Origin of the sequence: Kitasatospora sp. NPDC094016 (assembly GCF_040304045.1) — a bacterium.
Classification (GTDB): domain Bacteria; phylum Actinomycetota; class Actinomycetes; order Streptomycetales; family Streptomycetaceae; genus Kitasatospora.
Window position 1 is genome coordinate 172,357 of sequence record NZ_JBEOUK010000010.1, and the last position, 23,066, is coordinate 195,422.

General features: G+C 71.5%; 19 protein-coding genes and 1 pseudogene. 11 read left to right on the forward strand and 9 right to left on the reverse strand.

The window, feature by feature from the left end; all coding sequences use genetic code 11:
• Nucleotides 1-3: 3 nt before the first annotated feature.
• The 3 genes from ABT015_RS13005 to ABT015_RS13015 form a co-directional block, all read right to left on the reverse strand.
• The gene (locus ABT015_RS13005; protein WP_350878945.1) at nucleotides 4-987 is read right to left on the reverse strand and encodes an alpha/beta fold hydrolase; all 984 of its coding nucleotides are present in this window, start codon (nucleotides 985-987) and stop codon (nucleotides 4-6) included.
• A 405-nt stretch (nucleotides 988-1,392) separates the two neighbouring features.
• On the reverse strand, nucleotides 1,393-2,220 hold the full coding sequence (locus tag ABT015_RS13010) for an alpha/beta fold hydrolase (protein WP_350878946.1): 828 nt from the start codon (nucleotides 2,218-2,220) through the stop codon (nucleotides 1,393-1,395).
• A gap of 116 nt (nucleotides 2,221-2,336) precedes the next feature.
• Nucleotides 2,337-2,699 (reverse strand): MerR family transcriptional regulator, encoded by a 363-nt coding sequence (locus ABT015_RS13015; RefSeq protein ID WP_350878948.1) that lies wholly within the window; start codon nucleotides 2,697-2,699, stop codon nucleotides 2,337-2,339.
• Between the two features lie 251 nt (nucleotides 2,700-2,950).
• On the opposite strand from ABT015_RS13015, the gene ABT015_RS13020 reads away from it, so the two are divergent.
• From ABT015_RS13020 to ABT015_RS13050, 7 genes are all read left to right on the forward strand, one after another.
• Nucleotides 2,951-4,066 (forward strand): MFS transporter, encoded by a 1,116-nt coding sequence (locus tag ABT015_RS13020; RefSeq protein ID WP_502897295.1) that lies wholly within the window; start codon nucleotides 2,951-2,953, stop codon nucleotides 4,064-4,066.
• A gap of 527 nt (nucleotides 4,067-4,593) precedes the next feature.
• The gene (locus ABT015_RS13025) at nucleotides 4,594-5,535 is read left to right on the forward strand and encodes a hypothetical protein (RefSeq protein WP_350878950.1); all 942 of its coding nucleotides are present in this window, start codon (nucleotides 4,594-4,596) and stop codon (nucleotides 5,533-5,535) included.
• Nucleotides 5,536-5,747: 212 nt separating this feature from the next.
• On the forward strand, nucleotides 5,748-6,545 hold the full coding sequence (locus tag ABT015_RS13030; RefSeq protein ID WP_350878951.1) for a phosphotransferase: 798 nt from the start codon (nucleotides 5,748-5,750) through the stop codon (nucleotides 6,543-6,545).
• Between the two features lie 186 nt (nucleotides 6,546-6,731).
• Nucleotides 6,732-7,328, forward strand: a complete 597-nt coding sequence (locus ABT015_RS13035) for a hypothetical protein (protein WP_350878953.1) — start codon at nucleotides 6,732-6,734, stop codon at nucleotides 7,326-7,328.
• Nucleotides 7,325-8,254 carry an ADP-ribosylglycohydrolase family protein gene (locus ABT015_RS13040; RefSeq protein WP_350878955.1) on the forward strand — a complete coding sequence of 310 codons (930 nt, stop codon included), beginning with the start codon at nucleotides 7,325-7,327 and terminating at the stop codon, nucleotides 8,252-8,254. The genes ABT015_RS13035 and ABT015_RS13040 overlap by 4 nt, the downstream gene beginning before the upstream one ends.
• A 198-nt stretch (nucleotides 8,255-8,452) precedes the next feature.
• Nucleotides 8,453-9,166 (forward strand): hypothetical protein, encoded by a 714-nt coding sequence (locus ABT015_RS13045; protein ID WP_350878957.1) that lies wholly within the window; start codon nucleotides 8,453-8,455, stop codon nucleotides 9,164-9,166.
• On the forward strand, nucleotides 9,163-10,479 hold the full coding sequence (locus ABT015_RS13050) for a nucleotidyl transferase AbiEii/AbiGii toxin family protein (RefSeq protein WP_350878959.1): 1,317 nt from the start codon (nucleotides 9,163-9,165) through the stop codon (nucleotides 10,477-10,479). Before ABT015_RS13045 ends, ABT015_RS13050 begins: the two co-directional genes overlap by 4 nt.
• 135 nt (nucleotides 10,480-10,614) lie before the next feature.
• On the opposite strand, the gene ABT015_RS13055 is transcribed toward ABT015_RS13050, so the two are convergent.
• Nucleotides 10,615-11,493, reverse strand: coding sequence for an alpha/beta fold hydrolase (locus tag ABT015_RS13055; protein WP_350878961.1), 879 nt, complete (start codon nucleotides 11,491-11,493; stop codon nucleotides 10,615-10,617).
• 111 nt (nucleotides 11,494-11,604) lie between these two features.
• Between ABT015_RS13055 and ABT015_RS13060 the strand changes: the two genes are divergently transcribed.
• Nucleotides 11,605-13,659: an AfsR/SARP family transcriptional regulator gene (locus ABT015_RS13060; RefSeq protein WP_350878963.1), complete on the forward strand. Its 2,055-nt coding sequence runs from the start codon at nucleotides 11,605-11,607 to the stop codon at nucleotides 13,657-13,659.
• Between the two features lie 86 nt (nucleotides 13,660-13,745).
• Here ABT015_RS13060 and ABT015_RS13065 read toward each other — a convergent pair whose 3' ends face one another.
• Nucleotides 13,746-15,884 (reverse strand): HelD family protein, encoded by a 2,139-nt coding sequence (locus ABT015_RS13065; protein ID WP_350878965.1) that lies wholly within the window; start codon nucleotides 15,882-15,884, stop codon nucleotides 13,746-13,748.
• 290 nt (nucleotides 15,885-16,174) lie between these two features.
• Here ABT015_RS13065 and ABT015_RS37975 point away from each other — a divergent pair, with 290 nt between their 5' ends.
• The gene (locus tag ABT015_RS37975) at nucleotides 16,175-16,363 is read left to right on the forward strand and encodes a hypothetical protein (protein ID WP_502897296.1); all 189 of its coding nucleotides are present in this window, start codon (nucleotides 16,175-16,177) and stop codon (nucleotides 16,361-16,363) included.
• Nucleotides 16,364-16,509: 146 nt separating this feature from the next.
• Complete coding sequence (locus ABT015_RS13075; RefSeq protein WP_350878966.1) at nucleotides 16,510-17,082, forward strand: dihydrofolate reductase family protein; 573 nt, start codon at nucleotides 16,510-16,512, stop codon at nucleotides 17,080-17,082.
• Between the two features lie 189 nt (nucleotides 17,083-17,271).
• Here ABT015_RS13075 and ABT015_RS13080 read toward each other — a convergent pair whose 3' ends face one another.
• Nucleotides 17,272-19,116, reverse strand: coding sequence for an ABC transporter ATP-binding protein (locus tag ABT015_RS13080; RefSeq protein ID WP_350878967.1), 1,845 nt, complete (start codon nucleotides 19,114-19,116; stop codon nucleotides 17,272-17,274).
• A gap of 190 nt (nucleotides 19,117-19,306) precedes the next feature.
• Complete coding sequence (locus ABT015_RS13085; RefSeq protein WP_350878968.1) at nucleotides 19,307-19,531, reverse strand: hypothetical protein; 225 nt, start codon at nucleotides 19,529-19,531, stop codon at nucleotides 19,307-19,309.
• 482 nt (nucleotides 19,532-20,013) lie between these two features.
• Here ABT015_RS13085 and ABT015_RS13090 point away from each other — a divergent pair, with 482 nt between their 5' ends.
• Entirely contained in the window at nucleotides 20,014-20,694 is a 681-nt protein-coding gene (locus ABT015_RS13090; protein ID WP_350878969.1) for a hypothetical protein, read from the forward strand.
• 70 nt (nucleotides 20,695-20,764) lie between these two features.
• On the opposite strand, the gene ABT015_RS13095 is transcribed toward ABT015_RS13090, so the two are convergent.
• Nucleotides 20,765-22,045 (reverse strand): ParB/RepB/Spo0J family partition protein, encoded by a 1,281-nt coding sequence (locus tag ABT015_RS13095; RefSeq protein WP_350878971.1) that lies wholly within the window; start codon nucleotides 22,043-22,045, stop codon nucleotides 20,765-20,767.
• Nucleotides 22,045-22,557, reverse strand: a pseudogene (locus ABT015_RS13100) (ParA family protein); the annotation flags it as partial. The pseudogene ABT015_RS13100 and the gene ABT015_RS13095, both read right to left, overlap by 1 nt.
• Nucleotides 22,558-23,066: the final 509 nt, after the last annotated feature.

Genomic DNA, 23,066 nt, shown 5'->3' on the forward strand with positions numbered 1-23,066 from the left:
CGCTCAGGAGGGAAGGGACGCGAGCCAGTCGGTCAGGATCCGGTTGACCTCGGTGGGGCGTTCCTGCTGGACCCAGTGCCCGCAGCCGTCGAGGACGTGGCTGGAGAGCAGGCCGGGCAGGGTCGCGGGGTAGGCCGCGATCGCGTCGGCCAGCCAGGTGGTGGAGGCGTCCCGGCCTCCGCCGATGAACAGGGACGGCTGGGTGACGGGGGCGCCGTCGAAGTCGGCGAGGTCCTCCCAGTCCCGGTCCATGTTCCGGTAGCGGCCCAGCGCTCCGCTCATGCCGGTTCGCTCGAACTCTCCGGCGTAGACGTCGAGTTCCTCCGCGCCGAGCCAGCCGGGCCGCCGTCCGGCGGGGAACCGGTCGCGAAGTGTCCCGCCACGGCTGACGAAGTGCGGGTCGGGTGCGCCGTCCGCCGGCATGGTGTCGGCGGACAGCGCGGCGTAGAAGCCCGCGAGCCAGCCGCGCACGTCAGGTTCGATCTCGGCCTCGGCCCGGCCCGGCTCCTGGAAGTAGGAGACGTAGAACTCCTCGTCGCCGCCCAGTTGCCCGAAGACCTCGCTGGGCCTCGGTCCGCCCCGCGGGAGGTAGGGGACGCTCAGCAGCCCCACGGCGCGGAAGACGTCCGGTCGGATCAGGGCGGAGTTGGCGGCGATGGTCGAACCCCAGTCGTGGCCGACGATCACCGCGGACCGCTCACCCAGGGCGTGCACCACCGCGACGTTGTCCTCGACCAGGTCGAACATCCGGTACGCGGCCACCTCCTCGGGCCTGGAGGAGCGCCCGTACCCGCGGACATCGATGGCGACCGCGCGGTATCCGGCAGCGGCCAGCACCGGCAGCTGGTGGCGCCAGGAGTACCAGGACTCCGGGAACCCGTGCAGCAGCAGGACCAGCGGCCCGGTGCCCTGCTCCACCAGGTGGATCCGGCCGGCTGGCGAGGGGACCAGCCGGTGGGTGGGGCCCGTGGTCCGCGACGGTGACATGTGTCCTCCTGGGATCTCGATCCGGCGTACGCCAAGTTCGCTTCGGCGAACCGCCATTCGACGACCTGCTGTTCGGCAGTGTGCCGCCGATGCGGTGCTGACGCAGTGTCGATCATGCTGCGCGCGCACCGAGGAGGGCGAGGCTTGTTGCCATTTCAGCAAAGCAACCCGCGGCCCGCCCGTGGCGACGCTCCGATCGGTCGCCCCGATGGCCCGCACGGCTGCGCCCTCGCGAGCGACGCGCCGCCCAGGTGTCCGATCCAGGTGTTCCGTAGGCAAACGCCCGGTTCCGGGCGGCCGAAGCGGCATCAAACCCACCGAGTCGTTCGGCACAGCCACATGTTTCTCGCGAAGGTGTGCAAGGTGGCGCCGAGACGACACAGGTTCGCGTCGCGGGTCACCGATTCACGCTGGCGGGGCGTGGACGGGGGCGGGGCGGGAGTGGGGCAGTTCATCGAGCCAGGCGCCGATGAGGCCCTGGACGGTCTCGGCGCACTCGACCTGCGGGTTGTGGCCGACGCCGTCGAGCACCGTCGCCGCCATCCGGGGGTAGTGGTCGAGCAGGGCGAGTTGGTCTCGCCAGCCCACCAGGGCGTCCTGCCGGGTGGTGACCAGCAGGTGCCGGCCCTGGTGCTCCGGCGCGCGGTGTTCGGGCCAGTACGGCAGCAGGAAGTCGGCTTCGAGTTCGGCGGCGGCCGCCGGGTCGTGCGCGCGCCATCCCGGCCGGACGTACTGCTCGAAGAGCTTCCAGTTGCGCGCGGTGTGACGGGCCATGACGAGACCGAAGAGTTCGCGGTCGGCGGGCGGGAGCCGGTCGAGGAGCTTGTCGTCGCGCTCGGCCACGGTCATGCCGGGCAGGGTCCGGTCGGGGCCCCAGTGCACGACCGGTACGAGCAGCGCCGAGCCCAGGACCTGCGCCCCGAACCTCGCCGTCACCGCGCGGGCCAGCTGTCCGCCGAACGACTGCCCGAGCACGGCGAAGGGCTGCTCACCCAGTTCGGCGTGGATCCAGTCGAGGACGGCGTCGGCCAGGGTGGCCGCCGAGGTCGTCCCCGGCAGCCGGGGGCTGGCGCCGTGGCCGGGGAGGTCGAGGTAGAGCCGCCGCCACCCGGGGCGGTCGGCGAAGGCAGGTTCGATGGGGAGCAGGACCCGGTGGTCGACGGTGTAGCCGTGGATCATGACGAGCGGTGTGCCGTCGCCGAGTTCGAGGTGCCGGATGGCGGAGTCGGTCATGACGGAAGGTTCCAACCATCACACCAATGGCAAGGTCAAGCCGACCGCCCGACAGGCCGCCCGCAGCGCATCCCGACGTCGACTCACGCCTCGGGCACGAACCTCGGGCCCACGCCTCAGGCCCGGCTCTTGACCTCGGTCAAGTACTCCCGGATGGCATCACGGTTGCGGGTCAGGCACTGGATCCGACGGGTCATCCGCTCCGTCTCGGACTCCAGGGTGCCGATCATCTCCGGTGTGGCGTCGGCGAAGTGGATCGTCCGCGGGCTGTCAAGGCAGGGCAGGATCTGCTTGATGATCCGCGTGGGCAGTCCGGCGTCCAGGAGTCCGCGGATTTGCAGGACCCGGTCGACGAGGTAGTCGTCGTAGGTGCGGTAGCCGTTCGCCTCGCGGTGCGCGGTGATCAGGCCCTGCTGCTCGTAGTAGCGCAGCAGGCGCGGAGGAGTGTCCGTCAGCCGGGCGAGTTCGCCGATACGCATGTGACCACCCTCACGCCCGACCGGTGCCGTTCCGGGCTGGACCTTGACATCGATGTCAAGGATAGACGATCGGGCCCATGCCCGAACTTCACTCCCCCAGCCCCTCGAACAGCCCCTCGGACCCACCCACCGCCCGGCTTTCCCGACCCTCGAACCGGCCCATTCGGCTTCCCCGGCCGTCGGACCCGCCCGCCGCCCGGCTTCCCTGGCCCAGCCTGCTGGCCCTGAGCACCGCCGGATTCGTCACCATCATGACCGAGGCCCTGCCCGCCGGCGTGCTGCCCGCGATGAGTGCGGACCTCCACGTCAGCCAGTCCGGCGCCGGGCAGTCCGTCACGCTCTACGCGGCCGGTTCCATCGCGGCCGCCATACCGCTGACCGCCGCTACCGCCGGCTGGCCGCGCAAGCGCCTCCTGCTGCTGTCCGTCGGCGGCTTCGCCGCGGCCAACGCCGTCACCGCGGTCTCGACGAACTACCCCCTCACCATGGCGGCGCGCTTCACCGCGGGCCTGGTCGCAGGCCTGCTCTGGGCCCTGCTGGCCGGGTACGCCCGCAGCATCGTCGCGCCGGAGCAGCGCGGCAGGGCGATGGCCGTCGCCATGGGCGGCTCGACGGTCGCCCTGTCGGTGGGCGTGCCCGCCGGCACCCTGGTCGCCGCACTGGTGGGCTGGCGCACCACCTTCGGGCTGATGAGCGCCGTCGCCGTGGCACTCACCGCCTGGATGCTCGCCGCGCTCCCGACCGTCCCGGGGCGGCCCGGCCACGCCCGCACCCCCGTCCGGCAGGTGCTGCGGATCCCGGGGGTGGCGGCCGTCCTCACCGTCACGGCGGCCTTCGTCCTCGCCCACAACCTGCTCTACACGTACGTCGCGGCGCTGCTCGCGCCCCTGGGACTCGGCGGCCGGACCGACACCGTCCTGCTCGTCCTCGGGCTGTCCTCCCTGGTGAGCATCCTCGGTACCGGGGCGCTGATCGACCGCCACCTGCGCATCCTGACGATCGCCGCCTGCGCCCTTCTCTCCGCCGCGGCCCTGTCCGTGGCCGCCGCCCTGCTCACCGGCACCTCCTGGCCCGTCTACGGCAGTGCCGCAGTCTGGGGTCTCGCCTTCGGTGGCGCCGCCACCCTCCTGCAGACGGCGGTGGCCGACGCGGCCGGCCCGGCCGGGGACATCGCCCAGTCCCTGCTCGTCACCTGCTGGAACCTCGGGATCGCCGGCGCCGCGCTCGCGGGCGGCCTCCTCCTCGACCATGGCGGCCCGAGCACGTTGCCCTGGTCCGCCCTGGCCCTGCTCGCCGCCGCCCTGACCGTCACCGCCGCCGCCCGCCGCCACGGATTCCCCGGCCGCACCGGCCGCCCGACCGGCTGAACGGTCCCGCCGTCCGGTCGATGCACCTGCGCCCTGGATCGAAGTTCGTCAACACAGGCACGGCCTCGTCGCGCGCCTGCGCTGTCCTGCGTACGTGTGACGGGGTCAGGTGGTGCAGGTGGGGACGTTGTCGAGCCAGGCCGGGCCCTGGGCGTAGATGTTGCTGATCCAGCCGCGGTCGTCCGGCAGGTAGGACCAGGCGTCGTTGACGTAGCCCCCGGCACGACAGCCTCGACAGCAGGCTGGAGAACATCAAGAAGGTCCACGCGGATCTCGAAGAGTTGCAGAAGAAGGTCGGCGAGGAGTGGCACCACCCGGCGGTCGGATCCGCAGCCCCAAGGAATTTGACTGATAGTCAACGATCAGAGCGAGGCCGCTCTCGACCGACTGACGTGTGAACGTGATCGCTCGCCGACCGTGTCGACCTTCGATCGGTGTGCGTGCTACGTTCCGTGCCCTAACCACACATAAGCGACCCCGGCAGCGCGCCAACGCTCCGGGGTCCGGCAACAGGAGCCAACCTCCCGATGCGCGTCCATCGTAGCGCCCACGTGCGCGATTTCACCGTGCTGCCCAACGCCATGCTGCAGTACCGGCGGCTGTCCTACACCGCTCGCGGTCTGCTCGCCGATCTCCTCTCCCGCCCGGACGGCTGGCGCGAGGACGGCCGGCACATGGCCGACACCAGCCCCCAGGGGCGCAGCGCCATCCGCAAAGCGCTCAAAGAGCTGACCGAGGCGGGTTTCTACCGGGTCGAGAAGATCCGGATGCCCGACGGCACGATCATCACCGAGACCCACGTCTACGACATCCCGCAGCTGATGCCGCCGGGTGCCGACCGTCCGGCCCCCGGCGAAGGGACCACCGGCGCCGCTGACACCCTGGTAAAGAACCCGGCGAAAGAACCCACCCTCCCCTCCCGGCAGTCCGGAAAACCGGTCACCGCCGTCGCCGAGCCGCGGACGAGGGCGGAAGGGCAGGAGGAAACCACCGAAGACGACGCGCCGGACGAACAGCTCCGCGAGGCGGTCGCCACCCTGTTCCGGGTCATCCGCCCCGAACCACGCCTGCGCCTGGGCGAAGCCGAAGCACGTGAACTCGCGCCCCTGGTCGCCCAATGGCTGGCACGCGGCAGCACACCCACCGACCTCACCCAAGCCCTGCTGCCGGGCCTGCCCACCCCGATGCACTCGGCGGTCGCCGTGCTCCGCTACCGCCTGGAACGCAAGATGCCACCCGACCAACCCGCCGAACGACCCACCGCAACCCGCCACACCGAGTGCACCAAATGCCACGACCCCGTCCCCCAACCCGGCATCTGCCGCACATGTGCAGGCCTCGGCACACGAACACCCGCCATCGGTGGGGGCGAGGCGGCCACCCGCCGGGGTGCGGCCCGCGCCAGGACGGCCCTGCGGGCCGCAAGGACCGCCGGCATGAACCTGGGGGGACTGGCCTCCGTCGGATAGCCCTTCCCCAGCGCCGAGTTCAGGCGCGCGGCCGAAGTCCAGCGCCAGCCCCAGAACACTTCAAGGAGCGACTCGCAGCTGTCCGTATCGTGCCGACGCCACCTGTGAACGTCCACCGTGCGCCGGTACCGTCCTTGTAACAGCGCGGACCTGCGGGGCCGGTGTGGCCGCGATCTCGGGAGAGCAGCCGCGTTCGAGGAGGAACACACCCGATGACGAGGACCTTCACCAAGACGTTCGCGGACCCCCACACCCAGCAGCGCTCCCTGGCCCACCACCGCTGGATCGCCCGCGCCAACCCCGGCGTACGCATCCCTCACGTCGTCCACGTCCACCCCACCGCGATCGACTACGAGCACCTCGACGGCCACCACGGCACCCCTGACGACCTGTTGACCCTGGCCGATCTCCTCGGCCACCAGCACACCACCGCCCACACCCACGACCTGCACGCCGCCCGCATGAACGCACCCCACAGCAGCACCGACCACACCAACGGCGACGTCACGATCGACGACTTCGCCGACAGCCGCCGCGAGCGCCTCCACCGGCTTCTGGCCACCGGCACCGTACCGTCCCCGCTCCTGACCCCCGGCGCGATCGACGACTGGCTGGAACGGGCCGCCACCATGCCCGCCGCCTTCTACAAGGACGCCAACCCACGCAACTTCCTCATCACCGACACCACGGTCGCCGTCGTCGACTTCGACTCCCTCACCCTCGCCCCCTTCGGCTACGACCTCGCCAAGATCATCGTCACCATCTCCATGACCGCCGGCCCCCTGCCCCAGGACACCATCCGGCGGGCCGTGGCCGCCTACAACCGCCACCCCGAGCAGCGCGGTCTTCCCGGATGTTCCTGGCGCGAGTTCGCCGCATGGTGCGAGTTCCACCACATCCTCACCACGCCCCACCACGGCACCAACGGCTACCGGTACAGCTGGCACGCGATCAGGCCGGCCTGGACCACCGACCTTCTCCGGAACTCCGACAAGGAGTGGGCACCGTGACGAACACCAGCATGACGCTCCATTCGGTCTGTCAACGACAATGTGACACATCTGTGTGATGATCCGATTCCAGACGGTGATCGACACGTTCTCGACAGTCCCACCGATCCACCCATCGCGCACGGGCCCTTGCCGCCACGCCGCACCCGCCGCCACCCCTACGGGTGCGCGAGATCAGGAGGAGACATGGCGAGGGGCACCGCCCACCAGGTCGAACCGCTACGCGCAGAAGTCGGGACGGCCCTTCAGGCCGGCCTGGAAGAGATCCGCAACCACACCGACAGCCTCCGGGCCGAACTCACCGCGACGGTGGCGACCGGCCTGAGCGAACACCGCGACGAGTTCTTCGAGGCGATCGCCAGAGGACAACAGGAAACCAGCCGCGCCCACCAGGACAACCGCAGCCTCCACCGCCAGTTGCAACCTGCGCAACGAACTCGGCGCTCGGCAGAACAGCGGCCGTACCTCCCTGGACGGCGGCCCCGCCGAGGCGCTCCGGCCCACCGTCGACTCCCCCGAGGCCGCGAGCCAGCCGGCGGAAGCCGTTCATCCGCCCAGCGGTGGTGCCAGCAGCAACTCGCCCGCCACCAACTGACCCACCGAGACGACAGCGGCCCGGCCTCAGCAGACAGCACCCAAGCTCGATTCCGCTGCCCGACGACGCTCGGCAACAAGACAGCAGGTCACGGGCTCATCGGGATCAACAGCTACACGAACGACAGAACATCACCAACCGCCTGCCCGACGCCTGGCACCGGCCGCACCGATAGCCTGCACCAATGAAGCGGATTCAGCGGGCTGCCGGCGCGGTTGTCGGCTCGGCTGTGGGTGACGCGCTTGGAGCCCCTTTTGAGTTCGGTCCCCAAGGGGCGTTCTCTGCCCGGTTCCCCGTTCCCGGTGCCGGTGCCGAGATGTGCGGAGGCGGCGGCTGGGATCCGGGCGAGGCCACGGACGACACGCAGATGGCCGTGCTGGTGGCGGAGTCACTGGTGCAGCGGGGCGGGCTGGACTTGCCGGACATCTTCGACCGCTTCCAGCGGTGGGCGGCGTCCGAACCCAAGGACATCGGCTTGCAGACCGAGGATGTCCTCACCAACGGCATGCCCTGGGATCTGGCCGCCGCGATCCACTTCCAGGTCAACCTGCGGGCAGCAGGCAACGGCTCGTTGATGCGGGCATCGACATCCGCGGTCCACTTCGCACGTGCGGGACAGGCCGCCACCATGGATGCCGCTCGGCGCATCGCCGCCCTCACCCACGGCGACCGCGCCGCCTGGGAAGGCACCGCGATCTTCCACGAACTCATACGCGTCACGCTGGAAGGCGACGACGCCCTCCGCGCGCTCCCTGGCGTTCTGGCGCTCGTCCATCCCGATCACCGCTCGCGGTACGCGACGGTCCTCGATCCCGACTGGCACCCGGACCAGGCAACCGAGTTCAACGGCGCCGTCTGGCCCTGTCTGGGGTCAGCGGTCTGGGCCCTGCGCACCACGACGAGCTTCGAGGGCGCGCTACGCGCAGCCGTCGACCTGGGCGGCGACACGGACACCGTCGCCGCGGTCACCGGCGGGCTTGCGGGTGCCCGTTACGGGCTGGACGCGATCCCGTCCCGGTGGACTGAGCCGCTGCACATCCCGCTACCGGGTTCCGGTGGACGGGTCCTGCAACTGTCCGATCTCCTCGATCTGGTGGACGGCCTCGGGGGCTGACCTCGCCCGAGGACTCGCGGCGCGCCACCGGCCGGTATGGCGACAGGACCGCGACCGGTCCAGCGAAGGCCCGCTGCGCACCCGGGCGGGCGAGGCGTTGCCACAGGGGCTTGGCAGGATGCTCCCATGCTCGCCATCCGTCCTGACCAACACCATGACGATCAGTCAGATCCTCCCGGCCTCCGGGGGGACTTCGAGGTGCACCTGACCGTGGAGCCCGGCGCCGCCGAGGCGCTGGCCGGGTGGGCCGAGGGTCATGGCCTGAAGTTCACCCACATCCTGCTGGCGCGCGGCGCGGCGCCCTCGCAGCCGATGCTCACCCTGCGCGCCAACGGCTCGTTGGACGAGGTCGCTGCGGCGACGTCCCGCACCACGGGCCGGCTGGCTCGGGCCGGGTTCACGGTCCTGCGGACGAAGATCGAGGCCACGCCGTGGGCGGCGGGCGTTCCGGTCTCGGACGAGGACGCCCTGCCGCACGGGGCGCACCGGTACTTCGAGCACCACGTCAAACTGCTGCTTCCGGACCCGCTTCCCACGGCCGACCTCGCCGACCTAGCCGACCCCGCCCGCCTCGCGGACCTCGCCCGCCTCGCGGACCTCGCCGAGTTGGCCGTCCACCACGGCGCACACCTGTCGCACAACCCGCGCCGAATACGCGACGACGGCCGGCGCGAGTGGTTCGTGACCCAGCGGTGCCGCCTGGTCGGCCTGAGCACCGCGGGCCGCCGCCTGGAGGCGCTGCTCCAGGGCCTTGCCGCCGACGGTCGCGAGGTGGTGTCGGTGGAGCGCGAGTTCGTCGCCGTGGACAGCGACGAGGCCCTCGACGAGGGATGGATCAGCGAGCACGAGCACGAGCAGAGCCACGAACGCGAACAGAAGCACGAGCAAGAGCAAGAGGGAGACCCGCGATGACCGAGGACCAGCCCCAGTCGCCAGTGGCGTGGGAGGAACTGCAATACGGGCCGTGGCAGGGCGTCCTGCTTCCCCGGCAGCCGCCGCCGGAGGACGTCCGCGAGGACCAGGGCCTGCCCAGGAGCGTCCGCCCGATCGACGACGAGGCGGTGAGTCAGCAGCCGGTCTTCGACCCCGCCCTCGCCGGGTACACCCGGGCCCTGCGGCCCAGTGAGCCCGCCTTCACCGACCCGCAGCTCGCCCAACCGTGGCTCGCCGCACGGCGCGAGGCGCTGAACACCGTGCTGTCCGCCGTCGCCGGCTCGCAGTGGGCCGAGCACCTGGTCCTGCGCGGGAGCGTCCTGCTGCGGGCCTGGTACGGCGAGCAGGCACGGGAGCCGGGGGACCTGGACTTCGTGGTCCGCCCGACGGACTGGCAGCTGGCGGACGAGCGCACGGACCGCATGTTCGAGGAGCTCGCCGCCGACGCCGAACGGCTCTCGGGCGCGGTGCGGCTGCACGCGGACCAGGCGGTCAGCGACGAGATCTGGACGTACAGCCGGATTCCCGGTCGCAGGCTCGTCTTGCCGTGGTCGGCACCCGGCGTCCCGGGCGGGACCGTCCAGCTGGACTTCGTCTTCACCGAACACCTGCCCGTCCCACCGGAGTCCTACCAGCTGCCCGGCGTCACGGGCCGGTTGTTCGCTGCCACGCCACAGCTCTCCCTCGCGTGGAAGATCCTCTGGCTGGCCTCGGACGACCACCCCCAGGGCAAGGACCTCTACGACGCGGTCCTGCTCTCGCGCACCGACGAGGTGCCCTACGAGCTGCTGCGGCAGGTCTTCACCCAGTCCGACGAGACCTGGTCGCGCTGCCCGCTCCTCCCGGAGCAGATCGCCGGGCTCTACGCCGACTGGGACGAATTCGCCAAGGACTACCCGCAGTTCACCGGGCCCGTGGAGGAGTTCCCGGCGCAGCTGCTCGCCGGGCTCAGCGCGACCTTCGCCGACCACGGCGAGTACGCACTGCGCGCCCAGTGGCTGGCCCCGCTGATCGAGGAACTGCGGGAGGTGCTGGCGCGCGAGGGCATGGACGAGGTCCAGTTGCGGATGTCCCGGCAGCACATGGCCCCGGACAACTCCCTGGTGATCACCCGCGAACTGCTCGGCGGCGACCTTGAGGGCAACCTCGAAGACGCCCGCCGCGCCGTCGCCGCCCACCTCGGCGACAAACCGGACCGGAAGGGCCGCAAGCTGGCGGAGGCCGCCGCCCGCTACGCCGCCGAGCTCGCCGAGCTCGCCGACGACCACCCGGCGGACGGCGCCCACAGCTGACACCGACCCGGGCGGGTACCCGGCGCGGGAAGAGGTTCCCGACCACCGAGGAAGCCCGAGACTCGCCGACCGACCGCCCGTGGCCCGGTCGGTCAGTCGGTCGGTCAGTCGGTCGGCGAGCCGGGAGCGGGCGGTTCAGCGGGCCAGCAGCTCCCGGATCGCCTCCGCGATCTCGTCAGGTGCCTCCTCGGCCATGAAGTGCCCCGCTCGGGTCAGCCGGTGGTCGAGGTCCGGCGCCCACGCCTTCCACACCGCGGCCGCGTCGTAGCCCAGCTGCGCGCCCCAGTCCTGTTGGACGACCGTCACGGGCATGGCCAGCTGCGACCCCGCGTCCAGGTCCGCCCGGTCGTGCGTGACGTCGATGCCCGCCGAGGCCCGGTAGTCCGCGACGATCGACGGCACCGCCGCCGCGCTCGCCCGCAGGTATTCGGCACGGACGTCCTCGGGAACGGCGGTCGCGTCGTTGGCCCAGGAGTCGAGGAACGAGCCGAAGAACGCGTCCGCGCTGTTGGCGATCATCGTCTCCGGCAGGCCCGGAGGCTGCGCCATCAGGAAGAGGTGGTAGCCGACCGCCGCCGAGGCGCCGTGCAGGACGTTCCACATGTCGAGGGTCGGCACGACGTCGAGGATGCCCAGGTGCGTGACGGTCTCAGGGTGGTCCAGCCCCGCCCGGAAGGCGACCAGGGCGCCCCGGTCGTGGCCGACGAGGGCGAAGCGCTCGTGGCCGAGGGCGGCCGCCAGGGTCACGACGTCGGCGGCCATGGTGCGCTTGGCGTACACCTCGGGGTCGGTGGCCGCCGGCTTGTCGCTGGCGCCGTAGCCCCGCAGGTCGGGGCAGATCACCGTGTGTTCGTCGGCGAGCCGCTCGGCAACGTGCCGCCACATCAGGTGGGTCTGGGGGAAACCGTGCAACAGCACGACCGGGCTCCCGCTGCCGCCGACGGCGGCAGCCAGTTCCACCCCGTCCGCACCGGGCAGGCGGACGTGGTCGAAGCCGGGAATGGTGAGCGTCATGAAGGGCCGTCCTTGTCGGTCGTGGGCTGACCGGACCAGCCTGGGCGACGGCGATCAGCAGCCGATCAGTGCGGTCGAGCGCAGCCGCCCCCCGGCACGGAGGATGGGGGCATGCGAATCGACGCGCTCGGTGCCGTGCGAGCCCTCCGCGACGACGGCAGCCCGATCGACCTGGGCGGCCCCCGCCATCGTGAGGTACTCGCCCGGCTCGTCGCCGCCGAGGGGCGGATGGTCACCACCGACACCCTCGTCGACGACCTGTGGACCGATCCACCGGCCCGCGCCGTGGGCGCTCTGCGCACGTTCGTCGCCGCGCTGCGCCGTGCCCTCGAACCCGACCGGCCGCCCCGCGATCCGCCGCGCGTCATCGTCACCGAAGGGCCCGGCTACGCGTTGCGCCTGCCGCGCGAGGACGTGGACGTCCACCGCTTCCAGGACACCCTGACCCGCGCCCGCCGCCGCCCCGACAGGGTGACCGGCCCCGACACCATGGCCGACCCCGACACGGTGACCGACCTCAGCGCGGCACTCAAGGACTGGCGCGGCCCCGCGTACGCCGACGTGACCGGCGCCGCATGGGCGCAACGCGAGCGGACCCGGCTGGAGGAACTGCGGCTGGAGGCGGTGGAACTGCGCGCCCGCCTCCTCCTCGACTCCGGTGACTCCTATGACTCCGGTGACTCCTATGACTCCGGTGAATCCGGCGACTCCGGCGACTCCGGCGAAGGCGCCGGTCTCGTCGCCGAACTGGGCGCCCACGTCGCCGAACACCCGTGGCGCGAGCCGGCCTGGGGGCTGCTGGCCCGCGCGCTGTACCGCGCGGGCCGGCAGGCCGACGCGCTGGCCACCCTCCGCCGCGCCCGCGCGATGCTCGTCGATCAACTCGGACTCGACCCTGGCGCCGAGCTCCGGCGTCTGGAGACGGACATCCTCAACGGGGCCGTGCCCCTCGAAGGCGCCCGTACCCGGTGGCGCGGCCCGGGCGTCCGGCTCGGCCCGCGCACCACCGTGGATCTGGCCCGCACCCTCGCGCTGGTGGGTGGTGACGCCCTCGTCCACTCGCGGCGCGACCGCCTCGCCGCCATTCAGGCGGCGGAACGCACGGGAGACCTCTCCCTGACCGCCCGGATCATCGGCGCCTACGACGTGCCCGCCATCTGGAGCCGGGCCGACGACCCCGAGCAGTCCCGCGCGGTCGTCGCGGCCACCGAGCGCACGCTCACCGCTCTCGGCACCGGCGGCACCGGCAGCACCGACGGCCCCGCCGACCTGACAGCCCGCCTCCTGGCCACGGTCGCCGTCGAGAGCCGCAGCGCCGACCTCTCCGCGGCCGAGCTGGGCCGCGCGCGGCAGGCGGCACAACGGGCGGAGGCGCTGGCCCGGCGGCTGGCCGATCCCGCCCTGCTGGTCTTCGCCCTCAACGGGGTGTTCCTGCAGTCCTTCACCCGCCCCGGACTCGCGGCGGTACGGGACGGGATCGGCGCCGAGATCCTCGATCTGTCCGCCCGGCACGAGCTGCCGAACTTCGCCGTACTCGGCCGACTCGTCCGCCTCCAGTCCGCCTCGGCCCTCGGGGACCTCGACGCCGCGGCCTCGCACGCCGAGGCCGCCGAGCGGCTCGCCGCCACCACCGAGGCGCCCCTCGTCCCCGTCCTCACCGAGTGGTTCCGGGCCCGGGCCACGGCCTCCCGCAGCACCGAACCGGGCGGGCCGACCGCCGCCACGGCCGCAGCGCACTACCGGGCCGCCGAGAACGCCCTCCAGCGGGCCGGAATGCCGGGGCTGCACCGCGGCCTGTTCGCGCTCGCGCTCCTCGGGCTGCGCCTGCTGCACGACCGGCCCGCGCCCACCGACCCCCACCTCGACTGGGGCCCATACCGGCCTTGGGCGCGCCCCCTCGTGCTGCTCGCCCAGGAGCGGGTGGCGGAGGCCCGTACCGCGCTCGCCGCGGTGCCCGAACCGGCACGTGACCACATGCAGGAGGCCATGTGGTGCCTGACCGCCCGCGCCGCCGTACGCCTCGGCGAGCCCGGAATCGCCGCACGCGCCGGGGCTTCCCTGAACGGTGCCCGTGCGGAACATGCCGGCGCCGCCAGTGGAATGCTGACGCTGGGCCCGGTGGCGCGGTACCTGGCGGAGGCGGAGGCATGCGCCGGAGCGGGGTAGGCGGTGCCGCCCGGGTACCCGGCGTCCCCGGCCGGCACCTCACCGTCTACCGGGCCGCCCCGCCCCCGAACCCGAACCCGCCCGGCCTACCCCGCGGTCCTGAGCACGCACAGGCGGCGGGTGGCACGGGTGAGCGCGACGTACAGGTCGCGTTCGCCGGCCGGGCGGGCGGCGGTGATCTGGTCGGGGTCGACGACGAGGACGGCGTCGAACTCCAGGCCGCGCGCCTCGGAGGCGGGGACGAGGCGGACGTGTCCGGGCAGGCCGGCGGCCTCCAGTTCCGGCAGTCGAACGTCCGCGCAGACCACGGCGAGGAGGTCGCCGGGGTGGGCGGCCGTCTGGGTGCGCAGTTCGGCCAGGACGGCGGCGGCGAGGCCGTGGGCCGGGGCGGTGAGGGTGCGCGGGGGTTCGCCGTGGCGGATGGCGCGGGCGCGGGTCTGGTCGGGGGCGATGCGGGCGAGCAGGTCGGTGGTGGCGGCGAGGATCTCCTGCGTGGTGCGGTAGCTGACGGTCAGGGTGTGCAGGTCGAAGCGGCTCCCGGTGTGCGGGTGGAGGGCCTCGTGCCAGTCGCGGGCCTGGGCGGCGGGGCCGGCCTGGGCGAAGTCGCCGACGACGGTCATCGAGCGGGTGGGGCAGCGGCGCAGCACGGCGCGCCACTGCATCGCGGTGAGTTCCTGGGCCTCGTCGACGACGACGTGGCCCCAACTGCGCTGCGGGGGGCCGTCGAGCAGGGCGGCGGCCTCGTCCAGCAGCGGCAGGTCGGCGTCGGTCCACGGGGCGTCGGGGGCGCGCAGCAGGCGGGCGCGCTGGTCGTCGGAGAGGTGGGGCAGGTGGGCGGCGAGGGCGGCGGGGTCGGTGAGCAGGGCGCGGACGGCGTCGTGCGGGGTGAGGGCGGGCCAGTGGGTGTCGAGGACGCGGTCGAGGTGCGGGTCGTCCAGCAGGGCCGCGCGGACGGCCTCGGCGTCGAAGGTGCCGTCGGTTCCCGCGGTGCCGCCGGCACCCGCGGCATCGTCGCTACCCACGGCGTCGTGGGCACGTGAGCCGTCGAGACCGAGTCGGCGCAGGTCGGCGGCGGCGACGCGGTCCAGGTTGAGGCCGGTGAGCTGGGCGACCTCGGCGTCGAGCCGGTCGAGGGTGTCGGCGGTGTCGCGTTCGAGGGTGCGGGTGAGGGCGTCGGCCAGCAGGTCCTTGAACAGGTCGCGGGCACGGTTGTGGGCGAGGCCGTCGGCGGTGGCGGCGCGGGCGGCGGCGGCGAGGTCGGACGGCGGCAGGCGCACCTCCTCCTGGCCGACCCGTAGGGCCAGGCCGTCCGCCGCCGGGGCCTGGTGGGCGCGGACCACGGCGGCCAGGGCGTCGGCGAGGGTGGGGTCGCCCTTGAGGCGGGCGGTCTGCGGATCCTCGGACGCCGCCGGGCCGGGGGTGGCGGGGGCGAGGTCGGCGCAGGTCGCCAGGGCGACGTCGTTCTCGCCGAGCGAGGGCAGCACCTGACAGATGTAGTCCAGGAAGCGGGCGTTGGGGCCCAGGACGAGGACGCCGCGTTCGGCGGCGCGCGGAAAGGCGTACAGCACGTAGGCGGCGCGGTGCAGGGCCACCACCGTCTTCCCGGTGCCGGGGCCGCCCTGCACCACCGTCACCCCCCGGTGGCGGGAGCGGACGATCGCGTCCTGCTCGGCCTGGAGGGTGGCGACCGCGGCGCCCATGCGTCCGGTGCGCCGGGCCGACAGGGCCTCCAGCAACGGGCCGTCGCCGATCACGTCCTCACGGGTGGGGTCGGAGCCGTCCAGCAGTTCGTCGCTGACGGCGGCGACGGTGCGGCCGTCCAGACGCAGGTGGCGCCGGCGCCGCAGGCCCATCGGGTGGACGGGCGTGGCCTCGTAGAAGGGCCTGGCGGCCTCGGCCCGCCAGTCCACCAGCAGCGGCAGTTCGTCCGTCTCGGTGTGCAGGCCCAGGCGCCCGATCCGCAGCACGGTGCCGTCGGCGGCGTCGAGGCGGCCGAACACCAGCCCGTGGCCGGCCCCTTCCAGGCGGCGCACCTCCCCGGCCCACCGCGCGGCCGCCACGTCCCGCTCGTACACGGCCCGGGCGCCGTCGGCGGGCGTGGCGAGGGTACGGGCCAGTTCGGCGCGCGTCTGCTCCAGGCGCCGGTCGTACTCGGCGCACACGGCCCCCACCTGCGCGTCTTCCGCCTGCACCTGGCACTCGGCACGGTCATCGCTGTACGGCACGACGGGCCTCCTCTCGGGTTCGGGCCGTCACTATGCGGGGGCGGGCGGGGGAAAGTAAAAGTTGACGAACGTGCCGCCGCTGCGCCCTCGGCCCCGCGCTTCCCCAACTATCCATCCAATCAACAAATCTGACGTGTCATCAGTCATCAACACGCGAGCAGTCACCGAGGACGTCGAGGCCGCACGCAAGCGGCCGGCGACGGCGTACGACCGAACCGGCACGCCAAAGGCCGCCCCTATAGCGCCTGCTGACATTTCGCCTTTGCCTCCCCCTCTTTTCCGGCCGTACCGTGAAACAGCTCGACGAGGCAGGAACCCACCGCGATTTCCCCGAAGTATTCGCGCTCCCAGAGGAATTCACACCTGCGCGCCAGGCCGATTCCCATTCCGTCGAGCGAACGAACCTCCTGTCCGACCGGGCGAGCTGGCTGACGGGCGGCAATCTCGTCGTGGACGGCGGCGAATTCCCCAGGGGCTGACGGCAACGCACCTCGGCCCCGGCCGGTGGCCTCGTTCGGTCGGCACGGTTACCTTGATCACATCGCCGGCCGGCAGCAGGGCGTCCGATGCCGACCAGGTCGGCGGGCCCGGAAGAATCCAGATCCGAGACACCGAGGAACCAGAGATGCGCACCCTGATCAGCACCGCCTTCATCTCGCTCGACGGCGTTGTCGAAGGCCCGGGCGGGGAGCCCGGCTACCGGAACTCCGGCTGGACCTTCAAGGACGTCGAGTTCCTTCCCGAGGCCTTCGAGATCAAGGGGCGGGAGCAGCAGGAGGCCACCGCGATGCTGCTGGGCCGGGCCAGCTACGAGGCGTTCAGCCAGGTGTGGCCCGGCATGGCGGACTTCGCCGACTACAAGGTGATGCCGAAGTACGTCGTCTCCACCACCCTCACCGAGGACGACCTGGTGTCGAACTGGGGCGAGACCACGATCCTGCGCTCACTCGACGAGGTCGCCGCGCTGAAGCAGACCGAGGGCGGCCCGATCATCGTGCACGGCAGTGCGACCCTGAACCAGGCCCTCTCCGACGCCGGTCTGGTCGACCGCTACCACCTGCTCGTCTTCCCGCTCCTGCTCGGCGCGGGCAAGCGCCTGTTCAGCACCACGGACAAGGACACCCAGAAGCTGACGCTCGTCGAGCACGAGGTCTACCCCAACGGTCTGCAGAAGCAGGTCTTCGACGTCGTCCACTGACGTTCCCCGCAGACCCGGACAGCCCCCGCGCCACTGCGCGGGGGCTACAGGTCCGCGAGCCAGGGATGCCCCGGGTGTACGCGGGCGAGCAACTCGGCCAGGCTCCCGCGCTGGGCCGGGGCCATCAGCGGGACGGTCGACAGCCCCGCAGGGCCGTGGCCGAGATCGGTACGCCCGGGCACGCACGCCTCAGGGGACGGCCTCCACGGACTCGCCCGGCGGGTGGTGCAACCGGTTCAGGCCGGCGTAGGCGGAGCTGCGGAGGAGGAGCTCGGTATGGGTGCCGTGGGCGACGATCCGGCCCTGGTCGAGCAGGACGATCTGGTCGGCGTCGCGGACGGTCAGCAGGTTGTGCGAAATGATGATCGTCGTGCGATCGGCCATGAGCAGGCGTAGCGGGCCCATGATCCGTTGGCTCGACTCCGCGTCCAGGGCCGTGGTGGGCTCGTCGAGGATGAGGACGGGGGCGTCCCGGACCATCGCCCGGGCGATCGCGAGGCGCTGGCGCTGGCCGCCGGAGAGCAGCCGGCCGCGCTGGCCGACCAGGGTGTCGTAGCCGTCCGGGAGGCGGGTGATGAACTCGTGGGCGTCAGCCGCCCTGGCCGCCGTCAGGATCTCGGCCTCACTCGCCTCGGGGCGCCCGTAGGCGATGTTCTCCCGGACGGTGCCGTGGAAGACCAGGGTCTCCTGGAGCACCACCGCGACGTTCTCGCGCAGGTCGGTGAGGGCGAGGTCGCGCAGGTCGAGGCCGTCGAGCCGTACCGCGCCGTCGTCCGGATCGTAGAAGCGCAACATCAGCTTGGCGATGGTGGACTTGCCTGCCCCGCTGGCGCCGACCAGGGCCAGCGTCTCCCCCGGCGCCACCTCGAAGGACACCTCCGACAGTGCGGGTGCCTCCACGTCCGGGTATCGGAAGGTGACGTCGTCGAACTCGATCCCGCCCCGGGCGCGGCCGATCGGCCGGGGGGTGGCGGGATCGGTCACCTGTGGACGCTGGTCGAGCAGTTCGATGATCCGCTCGGCGGCGGCGGAGGCCGCGTAGAAGGTGTTGCCGAGCCCGGACATGCTCTGGATCGGGCCGTAGAGCCTGCTCAGCAGGGTGAGGAAGACGATGAGGCCACCGAAGGTGAGCCGGCCGTGCACGAGTTCCCAGGCCCCGAGGCCCATGACCACCAGGCCGCCGAGCAGTTCGACGAAGTCGACCGTCGGCCCGTAGAGCGCTCCGATCCTGGTCGAGGCCATCGCCGCGTGGTACCGGCCGATGCTCTCGCGCTGGAATCGGGCGTGCTCCCAGTCCTGGCGGTTGTACGCCTGGACGAGCGCGATGTTGCCGAGCGTCTCCTCGGTGACCGCGCTGATCGAGCCGCTGCGCCGGCGGCGTTCGCGCGAGGCCGCCCGGATCAGCTTGGCGAAGCGGCGGGCGGTGAGGAAGAACAGCGGCGCGGCCACCAGCGCGACCAGGGTCAGGTCCCAGCGCAGCACCAGCAGCAGGCCGACGTAGATGCAGAGCCGCGCCACCTGGCCGAGCGCGTTGACGATGCCGGAGAGCAGGAAGGTCTCGACCGCGTCCACGTCGCCGGTCACCCGGGACAGCACGTCGCCGAGCCGCCGGCGCTCGAAGAAGCCCAGCGACAGGCCCTGGATGTGCCGGAACACGTCCGACCGCAGGATGAGCAGGAAGCGTTCGCTGACCCAGGTGGAGATCACCCGGCGGGCGAAGCCCAGGACTCCGGAGAGCAGGGTCAGCCCCGCATAGGCGAGGGCGATCGGCAGGAACAGGTTCAGCCGGTGCGGAATGAGCATGTCGTCGATGACGATCTTGAACAGCCAGATCTCCATCGCCTCGATCGCCGGGCCCACCGCGACCAGGGCCAACAGCACCACCAGCCATCGGCGGCCGCCCTTGGTGTAGGGCCAGAACCGCCGGAAGATCCCCAGCAGCGGGACCGGCGGTGCTGCGGCGACCAGATCGGAGGTCTCGGCGACCGTGACCAACCGTCGCAGAGCCGACCGCAGGCTGTGTTTCCTCGTCATCTCACGGTCTTCTCGCTCGTCCCCGAGCCCAGATCACTTCCGGATTGAGAGGAACTCCCGATCAAAGAGGCCCTGTTCCGGAACGGAAGATCTCCGCACGCACTGCCTGGTGGGCCACCCGGGTCCACTCCCGGCCGACACGGCAAAGCCGGGCACACATGCCCGGCCCGCTCTCACAGGGAAGCGATCCTTACCACCGGCCTCCGTAGCCTCCGTAGCCGCCGCGGTCGCCTCCGTAGCCGCCGTAGCCGCCACGGTCGCCACCGAAGTCGTCGCGGAAGTCGTCGTAACCTCCGTAGCCGCCGCCGTAGCCGCCGCGGTCACCACCGAAGTCGCCGTAGTCGCCACCGCGACCACCGCCGCCCCAGTCGTCACGGAACCGACCGAAGGACCGGAACTGTCCGAGGAATGACATGACCAACCTTCTTTCGAAGTTCCCCTCGATCCATCGTCATCCTCACCCCCGCAATGCACAAGCATCGATTGTGCAAAATGTGAAAATTTAATGATTCTTCCGGATTGTCCAAATCGACGGGCTCCCGCTTCGATTTCCCGGTCAAAAATCCCCCAAGAAACCGAGCGTGACGAGCCGCCACCCAATCCGCTGATTTCGGGGTGAGCCATTGCTCCCGAGCAATCATTCACCTCAGGTCATAGCCATACAGCCATACCGAACCACCCACTCCGGGCAGTCAGTCCGACTGAGCGGCTGCGGGAAGTCCTCCCGGCCGTCCAGCCGGCCGATGAGTCGCTCGGACAGGCTGAACGGTTCGGGGAAGAGGAGTGGCGCAGGCACCCGCACGCGAACTTTCGGTCGGCCGAAACCGTTCTCCGCCACCACTCCAGTCCGCGACGAGGCCTCCTCCGGGAGCACGGCATTGGGCTATGGTCGGTCCCATGCTGACGGAGTGGGCCTGGATAGCAGCAAAGCTGGTGACGGCTCCCGAGACGAAGATCAAGGTCGTCGACTACGGATACCGGCCGTTCGGAAAGTACACCGAGGCACGTCGCAACCTGCTGGAGCACCTTGAGGACGAGAAGTCCTGCCAGGACTTCAAGGACGCCGCCCGACTCCTGCGGGCGAACCGGAAAGCGACCAGCGTGGTCTACAGCCCGCTCATCTGGCTGATCCACGATCTCCCCCAGGGAGATGACAGCAAGAGAGCGAGCTACCAACTCATCAAGCGGCTTGAGCCGAGCCTGACCGAGCAGCTCCTGCCCGGCCTGGCGACCTCACAGGTCAGCCAGCACGCCCGCCTGGGCGTCGCCCTGCGGGTGCTCAGCGTCGAGGAGGTGTGCGTTCTGCTGCGCTGCAAGCCGCAGAAGGCGAGAGCCCATACGGAGATCTGGCTGTCCGGTCGACTCAAGATGCGCACCCAGCACGTTGCCTACGGCGCGGTGTGCCGCAGCCATCGGGACGCCGCCTGCACCGCCTGCCGCGATGGCGCCCAGTGGGAGTGGGCGAAGCCGTTCCTGGCGAGCGACCTCGTACAACACCTGCTGTCGTACCGCATGAGGTGCTATCTCCCGTACGACGGGACACCCGTGCCGCCCGGGACGTACGAAGCCGGCCTTTGAGCGACCCCGTTCGAATGGCCGATCCGGTGCCCGCCCCGTGCGAACGACGGGGCGGGCACCGGAGGACGCGTCAGCTGTTGGTCGTCAGCAGACGGTTGGCCAGGGCGTCGGCGAGGCGGTAGGCCTCGTCGGCCGAGAGGGTGCGGCAGATGGCGTCGGCGAGTTCCTCGACGTCATGCCAGTCGACATCACCGAGCTCTGCGGACGGAGTGGCCGACGGCTGCTCGGCCGGGGAGGCCTCGGCTCGCTGTTCCGGCATCGGAAGAGGCTCGGAATTTTCCGCGGAAAATCGCTCGGCGCCCGGAGCGGACTCCGTACTCGAAGCGGGCTCGGTGCTCGGAGCCGACTCGGAACTCTCCCCCGCGCCGGAACCTGCGGACTTCGACCGGGTAGCCGAGGCCGCCGGTTCCACCGGCGACGGATCCGCCGGCGACGACGTGACGGTGGCCGCAGACGTGACGGTGGCCGCAGCCGCAACCGCGCCCTCCGCAGACCCACTCGCGGGTGCAGCGGGTCGCTGTGGCGCGGGCTCGGGAGCCGCCCCGTCGGCGGAGGCCTGAACCGCCGCCGCCCGGGCCCCCAGCTTTGCCGCCCGCTTGGCGGCAACGGCGTCGGCGTCGGCCTGGAGCAGCTGTTCCAACTGCTCCGTCTGCTCGGCCAGGGACATCGCCTCGATGCCCTTGACCGATCCCAGACGGCGGGCGACGTTGATGGAGATGCCCTCCTCGCCCCGCGCCTTGGCCCGCACCTGCCGCTGCAGCTCGGGGTGGAGCTTGAGCAGGTTCTTGCGGTGCGAGATCCAGCTCTGGGACCAGCCCTCCGCCTCGGCGGCCTCCTTGGCGGTGCCGTACTGCGCCACGATGAGCAGGACCGCGTTGGCCTCCTCGATCGGGTCGAAGTCCTTGCGCGCCATGTTCTCGTCGAGCGCCGCGCGCAGCAGGGTCGCCTTGGAGTCCGCCACCGAGTCGTCGACGACGACGAGCAGCTGCTCACGCCCGTACAGCGCGGCAGCGGCCCGGCGCCGGTTGCCGTTGACGATCACCACGTCCTGCGGGCCCGCACCGAGCAGCCCCTCGTCCTCCGGCCAGAGCCGGAGGTACGCGTCCGGGGTGACGGCCAGGCAGCTCTGCAGCTGGCGGTCCTTGATGCTCGCCAGGTCCGACAGATCGCCCAGGTCGTCGCGCGGGTTGCGCGGGTTGGGGAGGCAGTTGGCGGTGGGAACCCACCGGGCCGGAGAGTCCGGTCCCGTGGGGACCCACCGGGCCGGAGTCTCCTGGTTGCTGACCACCCCGGGGGCGTCGACGACCGGGTCGGCCGCCATCGAGGCGAAGGAAACACGACGGCCGGCCATCAGCGACCCCCGTACCCGAGTTCGAGGGACAGTCGGAAGAAGTCCTCGCGCGCCCGGTAGGCGGTGCCGCTCTCCTTGTACTGGGTGACGACCGTTCCCTCGGCCACCGCCCGGGAGTGGATCTTGTAACGCCGCAGGACCGTCTTGGCCCGCGGCCACCCCTTCGCGGCGATGTACGCCTCGGTGTCCTCCAGGTCGGCGCGGCCGTCCCGGGGGTCCCAGTTGTTGATGACGACCCGGAAGGGGATGTCCATCGGCTCGATGACCTTCTGGATCGTCCGCGCCGTCGGGTCGAAGCACAACGGCTCGGTGATCATCGGGACCAGGACGTCATCCGCTATCTCCAGAGCACTGCGCAGGATCTCCTCGTCGGCCAGGGTGCCCGGCGTGTCGATGAAGATGTGCTCGTACTCGTCCTTCTCGCCGAGGACGTCGAAGGTGCACGCCGCGAGGTTCACCGTGGTCGTGGTCTTGCCGACGCCGCCCTTCTGGTTGGCGATGACGTGGACCTTGGCACCGGTCTTCTTGAGGTGGAGCAGTTGATCGGCCTGGTCGTGCGCCGCCATGAAATCGAAGGGCAGGTTGTCTCCCACCCGCTCCGCCCAGACGACGGCCGATCCCTGAGGGTCAGTGGACACGACAAGTACAGATGGCTTCATGATGTTCCGTTCTCTCCGTGGGCTTCCCGGGCCGCTTGCCCGGTACTGCGGATGTCCGCCGATCAAAGCCGGTGACGGCGGACTGGAACAGCATTCCAGATGATCAGGCCCGATGCCGACACGACCCGCGTGTCATGAAGCACAATGTCCGTTTCTCCGGATCCCTGATTTCCGAGGACGCCCCCGGATATCCCCGCCGACCCGGCCCCGAATCCCGCCATCACACGAGACCGTGACGCACGGGCAGCGCCTCAGCGGGAGGAACGCCGAGGGGGTTGGAGCGATTCCGCAGCCGTAGAGCCTGCGCACTCCGTGACCGTTCCGGAGGGACCCATGCCAGAGCCCGAGAACGAACAGCGGAC

Coding starts and splice junctions, on each gene's coding strand:
- ABT015_RS13005 (WP_350878945.1), bottom strand. CDS start 987: ATGTCACCGTCGCGGACCACGGGCCCCACCCACCGGCTGGTCCCCTCG.
- ABT015_RS13010 (WP_350878946.1), bottom strand. CDS start 2,220: ATGACCGACTCCGCCATCCGGCACCTCGAACTCGGCGACGGCACACCG.
- ABT015_RS13015 (WP_350878948.1), bottom strand. CDS start 2,699: ATGCGTATCGGCGAACTCGCCCGGCTGACGGACACTCCTCCGCGCCTG.
- ABT015_RS13020 (WP_502897295.1), top strand. CDS start 2,951: ATGACCGAGGCCCTGCCCGCCGGCGTGCTGCCCGCGATGAGTGCGGAC.
- ABT015_RS13025 (WP_350878950.1), top strand. CDS start 4,594: ATGCGCGTCCATCGTAGCGCCCACGTGCGCGATTTCACCGTGCTGCCC.
- ABT015_RS13030 (WP_350878951.1), top strand. CDS start 5,748: ATGACGAGGACCTTCACCAAGACGTTCGCGGACCCCCACACCCAGCAG.
- ABT015_RS13035 (WP_350878953.1), top strand. CDS start 6,732: ATGGCGAGGGGCACCGCCCACCAGGTCGAACCGCTACGCGCAGAAGTC.
- ABT015_RS13040 (WP_350878955.1), top strand. CDS start 7,325: ATGAAGCGGATTCAGCGGGCTGCCGGCGCGGTTGTCGGCTCGGCTGTG.
- ABT015_RS13050 (WP_350878959.1), top strand. CDS start 9,163: ATGACCGAGGACCAGCCCCAGTCGCCAGTGGCGTGGGAGGAACTGCAA.
- ABT015_RS13055 (WP_350878961.1), bottom strand. CDS start 11,493: ATGACGCTCACCATTCCCGGCTTCGACCACGTCCGCCTGCCCGGTGCG.
- ABT015_RS13060 (WP_350878963.1), top strand. CDS start 11,605: ATGCGAATCGACGCGCTCGGTGCCGTGCGAGCCCTCCGCGACGACGGC.
- ABT015_RS13075 (WP_350878966.1), top strand. CDS start 16,510: ATGCGCACCCTGATCAGCACCGCCTTCATCTCGCTCGACGGCGTTGTC.
- ABT015_RS13080 (WP_350878967.1), bottom strand. CDS start 19,116: ATGACGAGGAAACACAGCCTGCGGTCGGCTCTGCGACGGTTGGTCACG.
- ABT015_RS13085 (WP_350878968.1), bottom strand. CDS start 19,531: ATGTCATTCCTCGGACAGTTCCGGTCCTTCGGTCGGTTCCGTGACGAC.
- ABT015_RS13090 (WP_350878969.1), top strand. CDS start 20,014: ATGCTGACGGAGTGGGCCTGGATAGCAGCAAAGCTGGTGACGGCTCCC.
- ABT015_RS13095 (WP_350878971.1), bottom strand. CDS start 22,045: ATGGCCGGCCGTCGTGTTTCCTTCGCCTCGATGGCGGCCGACCCGGTC.